This window comes from Vibrio sp. Isolate25, assembly GCF_022398025.1.
GTDB classification, from domain to species: Bacteria; Pseudomonadota; Gammaproteobacteria; order Enterobacterales; family Vibrionaceae; genus Vibrio; species Vibrio coralliilyticus_A.
Genome location: NZ_JAKEUT010000001.1, coordinates 457327 through 474829, shown reverse-complemented (window position 1 = coordinate 474829; position 17503 = coordinate 457327). Strand labels below are relative to the sequence as shown.

Genomic DNA, 17503 nt, shown 5'->3' with positions numbered 1-17503 from the left:
TACCAGTCATAGCGAGTGGAAGAGCAATCAATAGTAAACAGGAACAACTGAGCTTATTGCCGCGTCATCACCTTAAAATTAACGAGGCCAAAACTACATTCACTGCAGTTTTGGCCTAAAAATATCCTATCAGTACGTCATACAATTCAATGACGACGAACCAAAGTAAACTCATCTGATTTTAACAAGTTTCCCCCATTTGCCAATCGATATAGTGTGACACGATCCGATTCAGCGATCAGATACTTATCCTCTACTGTGATGGTTTCTAGGTACTCAGCACCTTCATTATTTTGACTCGAAGCCACTTCAGCCATCTTTCCTAGAGCCTCACCGCTACGCAATATCTTGATGGATACACTACCTGAATAAATGGTTTTTCCCGCTATTTCAGAAATAGAGTCTGCTTCTATTTCAAACTTTTCTTCGGGTCCAAATAAAATCTCGGCATTTCCAATATACTTTCGCACTTGATAGTTTTTATTTGCGCTTATTTCCACTGCGAATGACGGTGCCGAGAACAAAAAGCACACTAGCATACTTTTCATCATCACATTTCTTTTCATGATTCCTCCAAGGTGAACTCTGTGTTTTTAAAGGACACAAATGAAATATTGTGTCGCTTTACGATATTAATTCCCCCGATCTATTCACATCTAGAATTACCCTATGACTTTTATATGACAGTCGTTATTTTTATATTTATTTATATATATGCATTTGTTTTTTAAAGCATTTAACTTAAAAAGCCATAAAATTAAGAATCTTCTTATTTTCAACCCTTTACTATTTACGTGTAATGCTAACCTCATTCACCGCATATTAACTCAACCATCTGGAAACCATTTATATGCAAAGTTTAATCTCGTATTCATTAGTGAGAAACATACTTCTTTCTACAACCGCACTGTTATACGCTTCTGGTTGTGCTGCAGACACAACAGGCTTAGACAAATTCCCTATCCCAAGTGCTGCTAGCGAAGAGCTACAAAACGCCATAAAGCAAGGTTACGTTTACCCTGAAGAAGTTACGGCGAGCAAACCAACCAATGAGCAAGAATGGCAGGAGCTAATTGAAACTATTGATGGAGCAGGGATCACGTTAGAAAATTTAGAAGACTGGTTCGGAATTGAAGCAACAGAGCGTAATGTGGGAGGCGTACTGACCTATGAGCTCTCCCCACCACAAGCAGACAAGACAGAACCGCAATCTGTTTTCTTATATCTGCATGGCGGTGCTTATGTGTTTAATTCAGGCCCTCTTGGCGCGTATGAAGGCGCACTCATTGCTGCATCAGCCAATATAAAGGTTATTGCTGTGGATTACAGAATGCCACCAAGCCACCCTTACCCTGCTGCACTCAATGACGCTATTCAGGTATATAAAAGCCTGTTGAACCAATACCCGGCTAACAAAATCGCAATTGGCGGCTCCTCTGCCGGTGCCGGGCTAAGTATGGCGGCACTACAAAAATTCCAAGTAATGGGGCTGCCAATGCCTGGAGCCTTATATGCAGGTTCACCTTGGTCAGATCTCTCTGACAGCAGCGACACGCTCCATACTTTAGATGGGATTGACCGCGTATTAAACACTTACGATGGGTGGCTAGAAGCTTCCGCTTTGTTGTATGCAAATGGCACAGATCTAAAGACACCATACCTGTCACCAATATATGGTAGCTTTGAAAACTACCCGCCCACTTACTTAGTCAGTGGCACACGAGACCTACTGTTAAGTGACACACTAAGAACACACCGAAAACTGCTGGAAAAAGAAATCCCGGTGGAGCTACACATCTTAGAAGGGCTTTCACATGTTGAATACACAATGATTCCCAACTCCCCTGAAGGGCAGCAAGTGTATCAAGGCCTCGCCAAGTTCTTAAAATCGAATCTTAAGTGACCCCCTGACTTCAAGAACGTAGAGTGAAACCCATACCCGTTATGTTTTCACAAGCATAACGGGTATTTTGAAATCGTCAGAGTTTGAAATTAAGTACAGTCATGCATTGAGCGCATGACAACGAATTGAAAGCTGGGATATTCACTTATTGCGCTTAACCACTTCGATACATCCAACTACTGTTCATAGACTCTCCCTGCTCTTCTAGCTTTTCAACCACATAGTCAATAAACACTTTCACTTTAGCGGGCACAAAGTCACGACACGGATAGTATAGGTATACAGCCTGTTCTGGGTTTCTTTGTGGTTGCGACACTAATACCAGCTTTCCTTCTTGGACTAAATCTCGCGCAAGGTAATGAGGCATATAAGCGATACCCGCTCCAAGGCTAGCCAATGTGGCCATCGCATATCCGTTATCTACAGTGATTTGGTATTCTGGATTGATTTCTATCTGTTGCCCGTTGAACGTCATCACCATGGTCAGTAAACGCCCAGATTGTTTAAAGCGATACATGATCCATTTGTGTTCATTTAGCTGTTCAACGCTATCAGGCCGCCCTTTTTCCCGTAAGTACTCTGGGCTGGCAAACATGCCTAAATCAATAGGACATAAACGTCTAGCAATGAGGTTGCTGTCATTCAGCTTTCCGCTTCGTACGGCGATGTCCATGCCACTTTCCAGTATGTCGGTATATTCATCCGAAAAGCTAAGATCCAGCTTCACCTCTGGATAGAGGCGACAAAACTCGGGCATCAGAGGAGCAATATAGTGCTGACCGAATGAAAGAGGGAGATTCACTCGAAGTGTCCCCGAAGGTGAACTCGTACTCTGAGCTAATTGTTCCTCACTGTTTTTAAGAATATCGACCACTTCTCTTGCCGTGTTTAGGTAATTAAAACCAGCTTCAGTGAGCTTAACCTGACGCGTTGTGCGGTGAATCAAGCGAACACCCAAGTTTTGCTCTAACCTGGCAATGGCTTTACTGATGGTCGAAGGTGACTGCCCGAGCTGATTCGCAGCCGAGGTGAAGTTGCCTAAATCAACGACTGATATAAACAGTTTTAATAAATTTAATTTATCCATACCGACCAATAATTAGTGAAATAAGTTCACATCTAATGTGATGAAAAATGTATTTCTGTGCCCCGTAATCTTTCCTAGTATACCGTGACAAGGCTCAATTCCACACCTTAACATTTTTGCTTTTAGGCTAGATATCTCATAAGTCAGCACTGCACTACACCTTGAAAATTCAGAGTTGTATTCGTCCTTGCCGCTTATTGATTTTCTGGTCAAAAAATCGCAACACCTATACCTATATTGAACAATGAAAGTCAGAGGTTTTATGACGATAATTCAACTCGAACGCGAAGTCATTTGTTTTGCCGGAGACTCAGGGGATGGTATCCAGTTGCTAGGAGAGCGCTTTTCAGATAACTCATCAAAGCAAGGTAATGATGTAATGACATTACCTGACTACCCAGCAGAAATACGCGCTCCGGCCGGTACCACATCGGGTGTGTCAGCTTTCCAAATGCAGTTCGCTTCTTCCGAGATATTTACACCGGGCGATGAATTTTCCGTCTTGATTGCTTTAAACGCAGCGGCACTGAAAAGCAAGATTTCACAGTTAGCCTGTGGCGGACTCGTCCTTATTGATGTGGATGGCTTTAATAACAAGAACCTTGAACTTGCCGGATACCAATCTGATCCATTAACCGATGACAGTTTGGCAAACTACCGGGTCATTGCCGACAGCTTTACCCGCTTGACAGTGCAATCGCTTGCTGAGCTGAATATTGCGCCAAAAATAGTTAAGCGCAGTAAGAATTTCTTTATGCTTGGTATTGTGTGCTGGATTTATAATCGCCCAATGGCGCCAACCATCCAGTGGTTGAATGATAAGTTCTCTGATAAACCACAAGCTCGTGATGCGAACATCCTGGCACTAAAATCCGGATTCAATTACGCCGATACCACAGAAATATTCAGTGAATGCTATCAGGTTGCCCCCGTGGCTGAAAAGCATGGTCTCTACCGCACTGTATCTGGCAATGAGGCTTTATCATTAGGCTTGATATGCGCCGCCGAAAAGCTAAAACGTCCATTGTTCTTGGGTTCATACCCCATAACACCAGCATCAGATATTCTCCATACCTTGTCTCGCTACGCGCATTTTGGTGTTACAACTTTCCAAGCCGAAGATGAAATTGCTGCCGCTTGCTCAGCTTTAGGCGCATCTTATGCCGGAGGTCTTGGCGTGACATCAACATCTGGCCCCGGGTTATGCTTAAAAGCAGAAACCATTAACCTTGCTGTCATGGCTGAATTACCGCTTGTGGTTGTTAATGTTCAGCGCGGTGGCCCTTCAACAGGGTTGCCAACCAAAACCGAGCAATCCGATTTATTACTTTCTTTATATGGCAGGAACGGAGATTCTCCACTGCCCGTTCTGTCTGCCGCGTCACCTGCGGATTGTTTTGAAATGGCCTTAGAAGCAAGTCGTATTGCTACAACCTTTATGACACCTGTAATTTTATTAAGTGATGGTTATCTAGCTAATGGTTCAGAGTCATGGCTCATCCCTAACCATGACGACATCACTTTAAGTCCGAAACCGTCACATTCAGACTCAACACCATTTCAGCCCTATATGCGTGATGAGGTCTACCTCAGCCGCGAATGGGTGACTCCAGGAACCCAAAATAAAATGCACCGCATTGGAGGGTTAGAAAAACAATCAATCACAGGTGAGCCTTCTCACGATCCCGAAAATCATCAACGTATGACCGAGGAAAGAGCCCACAAAATTAGTAATATCCAACATTTCATACCAGAGCAGTCATTAGTCGGGCATCTTCAAGATTCTGTTTTAGTCATTAGTTGGGGAGGCACTCAGGGCACAATAGCAACCGCAATATCACAACTAAGAAAGCAAGGCGCCTCAGTGGCTCATGCCCATATCCAATACCTCAACCCTTTTCCTGCAAACCTCGCGGACATCATCAGTCAGTATGAGCACATAATCGTCTTCGAACTTAATAATCAGCAGTTAGTTAATGTCATTCGAGCTCAATTTTCCACTGACGCACACAGCATCACTCAAGTTAAGGGGCTGCCATTTAAGGTTCAAGATGTCATAGATTCGATTCAGCATTACCAAGAGGAAATCAAACATGAAGACTAATGAACTCAACCGCAAAGATTTCGTGTCTGATGTTGAAGTGAAGTGGTGTCGTGGGTGCGGCGACTTCAATGTTCTAAAAACCATGCAGTCAGTACTCGCAAAATCGGGACGGTCCAGAGAGAATACCGTCTTCATTTCTGGTATCGGGTGTTCTTCTCGCTTTCCTTACTATTTGGAAACTTATGGGTTTCACACTATTCACGGCAGAGCGCCAGCGATAGCGACAGGTGTTAAGGCGACCAATCCAGAGCTGGATGTGTGGGTCGTGACCGGTGACGGTGATGCGTTAAGTATTGGAGGTAATCACTTTATCCACGCAATTAGACGCAACCAAGATATTAAGATCTTGCTATTTAATAACGCGGTTTATGGGTTAACGAAAGGTCAATACTCTCCAACCAGTGAGCAAGGGTTTGTTTCCAAATCAAGCCCAGAGGGCTCGCCTGACCAAACACTAAAACCATTGGCCGTAGCAGCGTCTGCAGGTGCCACTTTCCTTGCACGAACCTCTGACAATGATCCTACCCATATGACCATGGTTCTAGAAGCCGCTGCCGCCCATACTGGAACAGCGGTTGTTGAAATATTACAGAACTGCGTTATTTTCAATGACAAAGTCCATGAGCCCTATAACGGGCCAGCAAATAGGAATGAACATTTGCTTTACCTCAAGGAAAATGAACCCTTATTGTATGGCAGACACCACTCCAAAGCACTGGCCAACAAAGGGTTTGGGTTTGAGGTTGTGGAATCCGATACTACTAATCTTCTGATGCACTTACCCAATAGTGATAACCCAAACTATGCTTATGCTCTGGCTAACTTGAGTTATCCTGAATTTCCTGTTCCAGTCGGTGTTTTGCGGTCAGTTAACCGCCCAACCTATGACCAAGTGATTCGTCATCAACAACGAGCAGCCGTTGAGAAACATGGCCAAGGTGATCTGCTCACTCTGCTCAAACACAACAGTTACCAACGTGTGTGTTGACCCTATTGAAAATCGGCAAGCCAGTCCTAACTGGCTTGTTTGATAATCATATTTAAAGCTCAAAAATAAACAAAGGAGGCGAATATATTCAGCCTCCTTTGTTTGATCAAAAAATAATGGTGGTCTTGTGTTCAGCTTGCTCTGCTATCATATTCTGCGCTGGCTTTTTTCAAACCTTCAATGTCATCTGAACATAGTAACCTTTTTAGGCTTTCAATTTTATCTGCCGGCCAGTCATATACTTTCAACGCCATTAAATCATCAATGGTTTCTTTGGTGAAACGATATCTTACATGCTGAGCAGGTGAACCTGCCACCATACTATAAGGTTCTACATCCTTAGTAACTACACTATTTGCAGCAATAACCGCCCCTTCTCCAATATTGACACCAGGCATGATCATGGCTCTCATGCCGATCCATACTCCATCACCAATATGTGTATCGCCTTTTCCGACATACGCCTCTTCGATAAAGTCCATAAACGGATATAAACATAGCCAGTCTGCTCTGTGGGTACTATTACCACCCATCACGATCACAACCTCAGGCGCAATACACACGAAGTCACCGATATGTAACTTATCAACCTTCCATTTTAATTCCCAATCTCGGCTGCCCTCATCACCTTGTAAATATCTGACGACAGACTCTTCAAACCCTGCGTCCCAGCAGTCGCTGTAATAGCTATGTTTACCCTTAATAGTGATATTAGGGTTCGTCACGACTTCATGCAGCAAAGTGGTCTTCGACCAGTGCTTGTTTTTCATTTTAACTCCAGATAAAAATAGAGATTTTGAACTTTTCTAATCACCGTAGATATAGCATCAATCCTACCAAAGCGTATATCGACTTGTCAGTGAATTTATATGTTACTCAACACCTCATGGATCTTTTATCGGTTCAATATCGGGGAGTGTGTGAGCAAGCTCAACGTTAATTTGAGCTGTTAACGTTGAGCGCTTTCTATCTATTGAGTGATAGCACTAATAATGTCGTAAGCCGCTTCCACTCTTTCATTAATTGGATAGCTTTTATTGGCTAGAATCACTACTCCAATTTTTTCAGAGGGTACATACGCCACATACGCGCCAAAACCACCTGTTGAGCCTGTCTTATTGACCCAAGCAGCACCTCCTAGTTTACTAGATTGGCTTTCAGTAACTGGATTAGAAGCGAACATAATCTCTCTTGAGTTCCCCTTTAATAAATCTTGAAGTGAAACCGGGTAGTCATAACTCTCCCAACCAACGGCTTGGGTGAATGGGCCAACATCAAAATACCCTTTATGTGTGCTTTCTATCGCCTTCTCGATATCATCACTTAGAGATATTTTTCCCATATTCGCTTCGATAAAGTGAAGCATATCCGCACTAGTCGATTTAATACCATAAGCTTCAGCGTCAAGCACTCCTGGGCTTACTCGCACTGCTTCATTCTTTGCATTATATCCAAAGGCATATTTGTGCGTTAAATTGCTAGGAACATTTACGAACGTATTGGCCATTCCAAGTTTAGGGAGAATAACCTTTTCCATCATTTCAGCGTAGTCAGACTTCATACTCAAGGCACCGATATAACCATACAAACCGATGCTAGGGTTTGAATACCTCCGCTGTTCACCTGCTTCAAACTCAGGCTGCCAAGATTGGTAATAATTGATCATGCCCTGATGATCGGTCACTTCACTAGGAAATTGAAGAGGTAGCCCACCCGCAGTATAGGTGGCGATGTGTAGTAACTTAGCCTCTCCTAGAGGGCTACCATTCAGCTCCGGTATGTAAGCCGAAACTTTATCCCCCATATTCAACTTACCCTTTTGCTCGGCATAGCCAGCCAAAGTTGCCGCGAAAGTCTTACTCACTGAACCCAGCTCAAAGATGGTTTCATTGGTTATCGGGCTGTTGGTTTCTTTATCGGCAACGCCATAATCGTAATAGTAACGTTCACCATCTACCGTGACTGCCACAGCTAAGCCTGGGATAGCATACTCCTTCATCAGCTCTGCCGCATTTTCATCTACGATATTTTTTAATTTGCTATCTATGGTCGCTTCAGAGCTCGCAAAAGCCATAAAAGTACTGAACGAACAAATAGTGGCTAACGTGATGTGCAATTTCATTCTTTTCTTCATCATCTTCTCAATTTTTAAATGTTATCTGCAGCGTGATCAGACAACTAAGGGTTACTTCGGAAAAATTATTTTAAGTCGTTACCAGAAGGACAAGTATGCACGACTAATTTACATCCTTGGTCGGCCTGACAAGCCATCTATTCAATAAAGTTTGCTAAACTTAGATCTCCCTTCACATAAAAAAAATAGGAATAATCCTAATTTTACAAAATCACCTCACTAAGACCGCAGGCAGAGCATGTGATGTCAGTGGTGTACTTTTCTTGCTCTCACTTCATATTGATCGTGATTTGCCTTGTCAATCATTTACGCAGGGTGCTGATTATTGATACAAGCAAAGCTAGTTTACTAATGATCTAATGATTGAAAATGCTTTATCCATTGACTGTGGGCTTATCTTGCCGAATCCAAACAAGACAGCATTGGATTGGTTTTCTACTGAAAAATGAGCAGCTGGATATACCGCCACGTCTAAGGATTCTAATTTGCGGGATAGCTCCACAGCACACGTCGTAACATTTGCCGCTACGTGCAATCCACCTTGACTTGGAATCCGGCTAAAGCCGTCAACACCATCAATTAACTGTGTCAGCTGATGATATTTTTCCTCATACAACTTATTCATACTCCGTAAGTGATAACTAAAGTGACCATCACGCATAAATTCATCAAGAAGAATTTGAGAGACAACAGACGTGCTTCGACCAAGGTGCCACAACATTTTCTTGATTGGTTCAAGTAAAGGCTTCGGAGGAATTAAGTAACCTATACGTATACCTGTAAACAGTATTTTTGAGAAACTACCTATAAATATGACACTGCCCTTGCTGTCTTGTGCTTTGAGTGCCTGCTTATTGGTATTCAGGTAATGATATTCTGCGTCATAGTCATCCTCAACAATTAGGCTATTTGCCGTTTCTGCCCATTTAAGTAACGCTTGCTTTCTCTCCATAGAATAACCGAAACCAAGCGGAAACTGATGGCTTGGCGTTGTGTACAATAACTTTGCATTGGAAGGGAGTGCATTTACGACAACGCCCTCTCCATCCATCGGCACAAATCCAACTTTAGCGCCAAGCAGTTGAGCTTGCTTCCTAAAAACGGGGTAGCCAGGGTCTTCCATTGCAACCTGATCTCCCGGGGACAAAAGCGTCATTAACGTGGTCATTAAAGCTTGCTGTCCCCCTTGAGTAATAATAATGTCATCTGGTTCACAAATCACGCCGCGCGAATGCCTGACATATTCGCAAATAGACTCTCTTAGACATGCCAACCCTTGGATATCTCCACCATAGGCAAACTCCGGCGTCAATGTATCTAAGCGGCTTAGGCGAGAATGCCGCCAGATATGTTTCGCTATTCTTTGATGATCAGGAATGCCAAGCGTAAAGTCGTAGGTAAGATGTTTGGCTGCCATTATTGTTGGCTCATCATCTAAATTGTAACCAAACATGCCTAACGAGTAGTCGCGAGGCTTCCCTTCAAAGGGTTCTTTCCTGCCGTGAGAAGCAGCACTGACGTACGTACCGGATCCGATCTTTTGTATCACCAAACCTTCAAACTCAAGCCGCTCGTAAACTGAAATCACCGTATTTCTGGCAATGCCTAACTTCCTTGCTAGAACTCGCGTTGAGGGTAACTTTTCCCCCTGCCTTAGCCTGTGTTCAACAATGGCTTGATGTAAAGCGGAGTACAAACGTTTACTGGTAATTTTTCCCATTTGGAAGTGCAACGAAAGTGGCATAGGTTTTCCTGAAAATACACAAAGTGGTTCTAAATGATTGCAAGGATTTGGATCTGTTTGGGGGAGAAATGTGACACTAATATGCAGATCAATTTGCAAGGAGATCACTAAATGCGCCCATTACCTATCCCCTTCTATAAATTAATTTTACTCATTATTTTCTACCCTTGGTTCCTTAAATTGTTTTACTTGGGGAATGTAGGCGAGATAAGCTCCATTTTTTCTTATATTGGATTGATTCTGGCGTTTACAACTCCGTTGTACTCCCTTTACCTCTCGATTTCGATCAGACAGAAACCAGCTTTGGATGATACCGAAAAAGCACAGCGAAACTTTGCTCTACTTGGCGTCATCATCCCCTCTTTGTTTACGCTGATTGGGGTTGTTCTATATATGATTGGCCTAGGAATGACGGCAGAACTAGTGGTTTACTATACGTTCTGGCTCATTGCTGCGCTAGTATTACTCAAGCCTTCTAGCACGTCCATTTCACCGAGTAAGCCTATACCTGCCGGCCTACGAGTAGCTCATGGCATAAGTGCACTCGTACTGCTTGTTTTCATTACTGCACACCTTATCAATCACCTTTCTGCAAACTGGGGCGGTGAAACTCATATCCAATTGATGGAAAATCTCAGACACTATTATCGACACCCAATCGTGGAAATCTTCTTAATTGGTGTGTTTATTTTTCAAATGGCTTCTGGATTCGTTTTACTTTCTAGGCATGCGGCAGAGTTCAGTGACGGATACCGAACCACTCAACTCGCTACTGGCTTATTAGTCATGGTCTTTTTAGCTTCACACGTCACCGCCGTTCTTGGTTTAGGCAGAGGAGTGCTGTCACTTGACACCAATTGGGATTGGTTGGTTTATGCTCCGGGTCTAATGAAAGATCCATGGAATGTTAGATTGGTCGTGCACTATAGCTTAGGTGTTTTAGCTTTATTAGTGCATGTGCTTTTGGGGTTAAGAGTCGTAATTTCTGCCCATAAAGGCATTCCAATAGCAAATAAGGCTTTCTGGAGTATCTTGATCATCCCATTTGTAGCGATGTTCCTGATAATGCGTCCCCTTCTTCTTGCATGAAGACCGTTCCTAAGCCACTGAAAAATTAGATAAAATAGATTGATTAACACTCGAAATAACTAATTATGAAAAAACCTTACAGCTATACATCGGCGCGCTTAGCCGTTCTATCAACTTGTTTCTTGATGTCAACAAACGCACTAGCGTCTGATTTGGAGGAGAGAGTTCAATATTATGAGCAAAAAGGATGGGAAGTCGGGGTCACGGTTTTAGATACAAGCTCAAACGAAATGGAGTCTATAAATGGTGACACGCGATTTCATTTCAACAGCACTATCAAAGCCTTAGCGTGCGCAAATGTATTATATAAAGTCGATCATCAGCAATTGTCGCTTGATGATAGCATCAAGTTGAGTAAAGAAGATATCGTAGAGTACTCTCCAATCACTCAAGATTATGTAGGGAAAGACTTTTCTTTGAAACAAGCCTGTGATGCCACAACAGCATATAGTGATAACACAGCGGCTAACTATGCAATATCAGCCGTTGGTGGCCCACTGAGCTTAACAAAGTTTATGCGTTCAATAGGGGACGAGACATTCCGCTCCGATCGATACGAACCGGATTTGACTCTCAATGTGGCTGGTGATGACAGGGACACAACCACTACCAATGCAATGACAAAAAGCTTACAAGAGCTCTTGCTTGGTGACACGCTTTCTGACACATCAAAGCAGCAGTTATTAACTTGGATGGAAGGAAACAAAGTCGCAGATGGACTACTTAGAGCCTCTTTGCCTCAAGGATGGCAAATCGCGGATCGCTCCGGTGCAAGCAGTTATGGTGTCCGAGGAATCATTTCCATGGCGTGGTCTGATACTCGCTCCCCGGTGCTCATTTCGATGTATGTGAGAAAAGGTGAAACATCCCTTGAGGAGCGAGACAAAGTTGTTGCGGATTTGGGAGAAGTAATATTCAATAAGTATCAATAACTCTTAAATAGCCCGGAATCGAATATTCTCTCTGGGCTTACTTACATACAGTAATCGTTATGAAAGTTGATGGTAATAAACTTAAAGAGATTCGAGAAAAGCGATTATTGACTCAAGAGAGTCTTGCTATGATGAGTGGCTTGAGTATTCGTACTATCCAAAGAGTAGAGAAAACAGGTATAGCATCAAAAGAAACTATTCAATCTCTACAAGCCACTTTAGACATTAACACTCTTACACTATTACCGAAATCAAAAAATAATATTGAAACCCATCGAGCTCTAAAAATAGTAACAATATTATTCTTCACTCTAGCTTTAGATTGCGACTCATATAACCTGTATCCAAAAATCATTTATACGAAAAATCAATTCTTAGACAACTATGGTAACCATATTATGTCTGGAGGTGTAGAATTAAGCTTTAAGAACAGTGAATTAAGCACCATTTCCTCTGATTCCATAGTTGTCCATAATGATTATATGGTGACTGGTAAAAACACTGAGTTAGAATTTAAGAGTTCTACATTTCAATCCGATGAATCCATTATAAATTTCCAATTTTCGGAATCTAGATTTTATAGCGACCTATTAGCCCATCCTTTACCGACCAAAAATGAGATAGAAGAGTAAGTTACCTAAAGTGTGCTAATTCAGATTCGATCTAAACTTCCGCTTTACTCTGCTAGTTCAGAGCTAAATTAGTACAGGATAGTAGGTTTATTCTTGTCTATCTATCTCTTTAAATTCTATTTGGTAAAGCTCTTTATCACTACTCACACCGAGTTTTTTCATAGCATTTACCTTTTGTGTGCTGATTGTTTTAATGCTCCGAGAAAACTTAGCAGCGATTTCAGACACAGTCATACCGGAAATTAAGCATCGAACTACTTCTCTCTCGCGGGTGGTGAGCTCACCTTGTTTAATCAGCGGGGTCATCTGCAATGATGTATGAGAAGAGCCATTATTGAGACTTAGAGAAACACCCCTATTTTCAGAGATTTGTTCTGCCATATTTCGTTCTAAATACAGCTTTCCCTTACACACCATTTTGACTGCTTTAATCAGTTCTTCTTGGCTTTGATGTTTCCCAACAAATCCTTTTGCCCCAGCACGTAACGCTAACGAAACGATACCTGTATTAAAATGACTGGACATGACTATGATTTTGACACTTGGAAATTTCGCGTGAATAGAACGAACTAAATTAGCACCATCGTTCTCATCGGGTGTCAGCTCATAATCAGCAACAAGCACATCTGGTAAGTTATGGATAAAGCTTTTAAGCAATTCACTACTTTTTGTATAGGTACCAAGGATAGTGAAGCTTTCTTCATTAGTTAAGTAGGACTTGATACCCTGTAATACGAGTTCATGATCATCCAGTATTGCTATTTTTATCTTTGAAGCGACACTTGCCACGCTCAGCTTCCCCTACAAAAGCAATGGTTAATTATCTGAAATTATAAGCAATTTTAACACTTTACTAAAGAAATAATAGTATCTAAGTTGAACAAGGACAAAGAAATTTCTTTAAAATCAAGTAGGTTGTTTATCCTTCCCTGTGAGTGTCAGTGTACTTAACAAAAGATTACAACTGCATACTTGTCATAATTAAGAAGTGCTGATCAAATATTGGTTTTAAGTGTCACTTTCTATTGTAGTGACCACCTCATGTTTTTAATCACAAAGGGCTATCTTTATTAACTGCCAACTGTGGATAAATTAATAGCATTACTCTCAACAAACCGTCTTTTTTAAAACACATATGTAAAGATCTTTAGTATCTATCAGGTCAGATACTATTAGTTTGGTGTCTGAAATTAACTCTTGAATTTCTGTTATGCTAGTGGGTAAAGTGTTCGGCACAATGAACTTATTACTCAGATGAAGGTGTTCAACAAAGTCGGACCCAAGAGGATGACTGATTACAATAATGCCATGATTACTCAACATGTTTGACATGTTCTTTAACGCAGCCGTTTGGTTTAAAAAGTTTCCAAAGCAAGCATTACAATATATCACATCAAATGCTACTGGATTAACAAAGCTAGATATATCTCCCTGATGAGTATAGACATGTGGGTATTGAGACTGAACGATTCTCAGTTGATTGTAGGACAAGTCCAAAGCATGCAGACAGATATTTTGGAATGCATCTTCTATATATTTAATCAGCACTCCTGAACCTGTCCCGACATCTAAGATATTAAGAGCCTCAGTGTGTTTTTCTTCCAAGTACTTTTGAGGGCTAAAAGCAATATCTTGCAGCCTTAGTTCCGTAAACCCCGGTCTAGATTCTTCTGATGCGTACCAGTGAGACTCTTTATCAAAAAATAAGGCTTGAGTATTGATAAACTCTTCACTTGATACGCTACTAGATAGATTCTGGCATTCAAACTCTGAGTGTTTACTCAAAATTTCATCTATATGCTCTTTTTCTTTCATTATTCTCACTTATCAATATGAAACATCATAAAATCTAGCTTTAAGATAATAGCCAACATGAAAACGATTAAAATAAGATTATTCTTATTTTTATTCATTTTAGAAAAACATTTAAATAAACATAATTTTAGATTGTTCTGTATAGAAGATGAGTTTAATTGCAGTAATAAATTGACAAAAAATTCTTATTAAAGAACCGTTATATAAAAATTAATTTCAATATATAAAAAGAGCCGCTAATAACGGCCCTAACCAGTTAGTGTTTCATATTTTAATAACTATAGTTCAATTATATTATTCATCATAATTTACAAAAACAATAAAACCACACCCTCTCACACTTAGATAATATATCACTTAATTTTGATTTTCTCTTCGTAATATGCCTTTGTAAGCACCAGGAACGGAACCTTCAATTTCGATAGCATTAACAGAGCGCTCATAAAATTCTTTTGGGCCAGCCTTTCCTACAAATGCATAGCAATGGCCTTGATCCTTCATGCAATTGAGAGCTTTATGCAGAAGCAACTCTCCAATGCCTCGACCTCTCATCGCCTCACTCACGCCAGTGGGGCCAAAAAAACCTTTAAAAGTGGTGTCGTAACAAGCAAAACCCACTACATTTTCGTTTTGAATGGCAACTAAACAACGAACAGGATGTTGTGATAAGGCAAACTCGACTTCACTTACCCAATATTCACTAAAGTGTTTTCGAACAAAATCGACAACTATATGCCTCTCCGGCACCATAGCAGGTCGAATCAGTACATCACTTGGGCAAGTTCGTTCTAACTGGGGCATATCATACAACTTAACTAATAGATCCATAGCTCCTCCAATAATTCTGCACCTGCATAATTACAAAAGAGCTAATGTTCATCTACTGTGGGCCACTTTGGATTTTCATTCTGTGACCCGCCTACCAATGAACTTTGATAAGTAAGACGTAAGTTATTACCCTGCCTAATTAAAAAAGCCAAAGGCTTGAAACTGGCAGATAAAACCAGCCAAACAACTCAACAGCCAACACATACCTTCCCTACTCAAAGTACCTCCATTAACCCAGTCTATTAAAAATCACCCTAACATTTAAATCTGTAATGCATTAATATCCTTCTCAAATAAAGACTAAGCTGAGAAAAATTAATGAAAAAACTATTAGCTCTATTAGCCACAACTCTATTCACTATCCCTTCTGTTGCATCTGAGGGTGAGGTTCACTGGACCGCTACTGTATACAGGGTAACGGCTATGGAAAACGAAAGTGTGTGGATTGGTCTCAAAGACCATACCAATCCAAATCCGGCATCTTCAGAATGGAAATGTGGACATGACATTGTGTGGCTCAGCTCAAATAACAAGCCTAGTCCCAAAGCTATGCTCTCCACAGCATTAACTGCCTATTCTACACAGAAACCCGTTCGGATAGGTGTCACACAAAACAGCGGATTATGCGAAGCAAGATATCTTAGTGCAAGAGAATAACTTGAACCACACCTAAAGTTTAATCTTCTAAAGTCCACATTCACTACGCCAAGCTTAAGCTTGGCGTTTACTTTAGAAGGGATTACTTGTCTGATGCCTTCCTTTATCTTGTTTAATTTTCAAACTACTTTCGACGATCTCGAGGAGCTGGATTAAAGCCACCGCTTATTTTCACCTACTCCAATTAGACCTTTGTGAAGTTCTTCCCATCTTTTAGCCTTATGTGCAACCTAATACCATTCAAATTGTTTTTGATTAGGTAGCGTAATAAACAGTGTAAGTAGATAGACAGAGCCGGAGAAACTGAGTGAACATATATAGATATTACTCTTTATAGTTATCGCCACTTAACAATTTTCAGGCAAAAAAGAGCCGCAAAATGCGGCTCTTAATATTTCGAGTTTTCAGAAGTGCAGGATTACTTCTCTTTACCGAAAACGTTGTTCTCTTGCTCTTGAACTCGGATGAAAGTCGTACGCTTAGTTAGCTCTTTAAGCTTTGCTGCGCCTACGTATGTACACGTAGAACGCACGCCACCAAGGATGTCTGAGATAGTGCCGTGAACACTGCCACGGAATGGCAATAGTACGGTTTTTCCTTCAGCTGCGCGGTACTTTGCAACACCGCCTGAATGCTTGTCCATAGCAGACTGAGAAGACATGCCATAGAACTTCATAAAAGTCTCACCGTCTTTCTCAATAAGTTCACCGCCTGACTCTTCGTGGCCGGCAAGCATACCACCTAGCATAACGAAATCAGCGCCGCCGCCGAAGGCTTTTGCTACATCACCTGCGCATGAACAACCACCGTCACCGATGATCATGCCGCCTAGGCCATGCGCAGCATCACCACATTCGATGATGGCTGAAAGCTGAGGATACCCCACACCTGTCTTAACGCGAGTGGTACATACAGAGCCTGGACCAATACCCACTTTCACTATATCCGCGCCTGCGAGGATAAGTTCTTCACACATATCGCCAGTCACAACGTTACCTGCGGAGATCACTTTATCAGGAAAGGCTGCACGCACTTTTTCTACGTACTCGACTAAGTGCTCTGAATAGCCGTTAGCAATATCAATACAAATGAAGATAAGCTCATCACTTAACGCCATGATGTCTTGAGTCTTTTGAAAGTCAGCCTCAGAAGTACCAGTTGAGACAAATACATTGTTCAATGTGCTCTGATCGGCTGATTCTACGAAATCAGCCCACTGCTCAACAGTGTAGTGTTTATGAATTGCAGTCATCACACCATGTTCAGCTAGAGCTTCTGCCATCGCGAAGCTACCCACTGAGTCCATGTTTGCCGCAATTACCGGTGTGCCAGACCATTGACGACCACTATGCTTGAATGTAAAATCGCGGGTTAATTCAACTTGAGAACGACTTTTTAGTGTGGAACGCTTCGGGCGGAACAGTACATCTTTAAAGCCTAACTTAAGTTCTTGTTCGATACGCATGATAAATTTTCCTGTAAGCAAATTTACGTGTCGTGCGTTTTCGGTAAACGTTGGCAGACGTTTTACTGAGTTTCGGACACAAAAAAACCGGAGCGTTGGCAGACGCTCCGGTTTTCAGCATTATA

16 protein-coding genes are annotated in these 17503 nt (G+C 41.6%); 7 read left to right on the top strand and 9 right to left on the bottom strand.

The window, feature by feature from the left end:
* Positions 1-146: 146 nt before the first annotated feature.
* Positions 147-566: a hypothetical protein gene (locus L1D15_RS02145; protein ID WP_239874519.1), complete on the bottom strand. Its 420-nt coding sequence runs from the start codon at positions 564-566 to the stop codon at positions 147-149.
* Between the two features lie 284 nt (positions 567-850).
* Between L1D15_RS02145 and L1D15_RS02140 the strand changes: the two genes are divergently transcribed.
* The gene (locus tag L1D15_RS02140; protein WP_239874518.1) at positions 851-1903 is read left to right on the top strand and encodes an alpha/beta hydrolase; all 1053 of its coding nucleotides are present in this window, start codon (positions 851-853) and stop codon (positions 1901-1903) included.
* A 154-nt stretch (positions 1904-2057) separates the two neighbouring features.
* Here the strand turns inward: L1D15_RS02140 and L1D15_RS02135 are convergent, their stop codons facing one another.
* Entirely contained in the window at positions 2058-2990 is a 933-nt protein-coding gene (locus L1D15_RS02135) for a LysR family transcriptional regulator (protein WP_239874517.1), read from the bottom strand.
* A gap of 262 nt (positions 2991-3252) precedes the next feature.
* Here L1D15_RS02135 and L1D15_RS02130 point away from each other — a divergent pair, with 262 nt between their 5' ends.
* A complete protein-coding gene (locus tag L1D15_RS02130; protein WP_239874516.1) occupies positions 3253-5094 on the top strand; it encodes a 2-oxoacid:acceptor oxidoreductase subunit alpha in 1842 nt (613 codons plus the stop codon).
* The gene (locus tag L1D15_RS02125) at positions 5084-6082 is read left to right on the top strand and encodes a 2-oxoacid:ferredoxin oxidoreductase subunit beta (protein WP_239874515.1); all 999 of its coding nucleotides are present in this window, start codon (positions 5084-5086) and stop codon (positions 6080-6082) included. Before L1D15_RS02130 ends, L1D15_RS02125 begins: the two co-directional genes overlap by 11 nt.
* 131 nt (positions 6083-6213) lie before the next feature.
* Here L1D15_RS02125 and L1D15_RS02120 read toward each other — a convergent pair whose 3' ends face one another.
* The 3 genes from L1D15_RS02120 to L1D15_RS02110 all read right to left on the bottom strand — a co-directional run bounded on the left by L1D15_RS02120 (position 6214) and on the right by L1D15_RS02110 (position 9960).
* On the bottom strand, positions 6214-6852 hold the full coding sequence (locus tag L1D15_RS02120) for a CatB-related O-acetyltransferase (RefSeq protein ID WP_239863869.1): 639 nt from the start codon (positions 6850-6852) through the stop codon (positions 6214-6216).
* A gap of 200 nt (positions 6853-7052) precedes the next feature.
* Entirely contained in the window at positions 7053-8204 is a 1152-nt protein-coding gene (gene ampC, locus L1D15_RS02115) for a class C beta-lactamase (RefSeq protein WP_239874514.1), read from the bottom strand.
* A 352-nt stretch (positions 8205-8556) separates the two neighbouring features.
* A complete protein-coding gene (locus L1D15_RS02110; protein ID WP_239874513.1) occupies positions 8557-9960 on the bottom strand; it encodes a PLP-dependent aminotransferase family protein in 1404 nt (467 codons plus the stop codon).
* Between the two features lie 111 nt (positions 9961-10071).
* On the opposite strand from L1D15_RS02110, the gene L1D15_RS02105 reads away from it, so the two are divergent.
* The 3 genes from L1D15_RS02105 to L1D15_RS02095 all read left to right on the top strand — a co-directional run bounded on the left by L1D15_RS02105 (position 10072) and on the right by L1D15_RS02095 (position 12613).
* A complete protein-coding gene (locus L1D15_RS02105; protein WP_239874512.1) occupies positions 10072-11049 on the top strand; it encodes a hypothetical protein in 978 nt (325 codons plus the stop codon).
* A 65-nt stretch (positions 11050-11114) separates the two neighbouring features.
* A complete protein-coding gene (bla, locus tag L1D15_RS02100; protein WP_239874511.1) occupies positions 11115-11981 on the top strand; it encodes a class A beta-lactamase in 867 nt (288 codons plus the stop codon).
* A 59-nt stretch (positions 11982-12040) separates the two neighbouring features.
* Positions 12041-12613, top strand: a complete 573-nt coding sequence (locus L1D15_RS02095; protein WP_239874510.1) for a helix-turn-helix transcriptional regulator — start codon at positions 12041-12043, stop codon at positions 12611-12613.
* Between the two features lie 87 nt (positions 12614-12700).
* Here the strand turns inward: L1D15_RS02095 and L1D15_RS02090 are convergent, their stop codons facing one another.
* The 3 genes from L1D15_RS02090 to L1D15_RS02080 all read right to left on the bottom strand — a co-directional run bounded on the left by L1D15_RS02090 (position 12701) and on the right by L1D15_RS02080 (position 15256).
* Positions 12701-13402 (bottom strand): response regulator transcription factor, encoded by a 702-nt coding sequence (locus L1D15_RS02090; protein WP_239874509.1) that lies wholly within the window; start codon positions 13400-13402, stop codon positions 12701-12703.
* Positions 13403-13720: 318 nt separating this feature from the next.
* Complete coding sequence (locus tag L1D15_RS02085) at positions 13721-14428, bottom strand: methyltransferase domain-containing protein (protein ID WP_239874508.1); 708 nt, start codon at positions 14426-14428, stop codon at positions 13721-13723.
* A gap of 357 nt (positions 14429-14785) precedes the next feature.
* A complete protein-coding gene (locus L1D15_RS02080) occupies positions 14786-15256 on the bottom strand; it encodes a GNAT family N-acetyltransferase (protein WP_239874507.1) in 471 nt (156 codons plus the stop codon).
* A 318-nt stretch (positions 15257-15574) separates the two neighbouring features.
* Between L1D15_RS02080 and L1D15_RS02075 the strand changes: the two genes are divergently transcribed.
* Positions 15575-15913 carry a hypothetical protein gene (locus L1D15_RS02075; RefSeq protein WP_239874506.1) on the top strand — a complete coding sequence of 113 codons (339 nt, stop codon included), beginning with the start codon at positions 15575-15577 and terminating at the stop codon, positions 15911-15913.
* Between the two features lie 418 nt (positions 15914-16331).
* Here L1D15_RS02075 and L1D15_RS02070 read toward each other — a convergent pair whose 3' ends face one another.
* Positions 16332-17378, bottom strand: coding sequence for a GMP reductase (locus L1D15_RS02070; RefSeq protein WP_239863856.1), 1047 nt, complete (start codon positions 17376-17378; stop codon positions 16332-16334).
* Between the last annotated feature and the right edge of the window lie 125 nt (positions 17379-17503).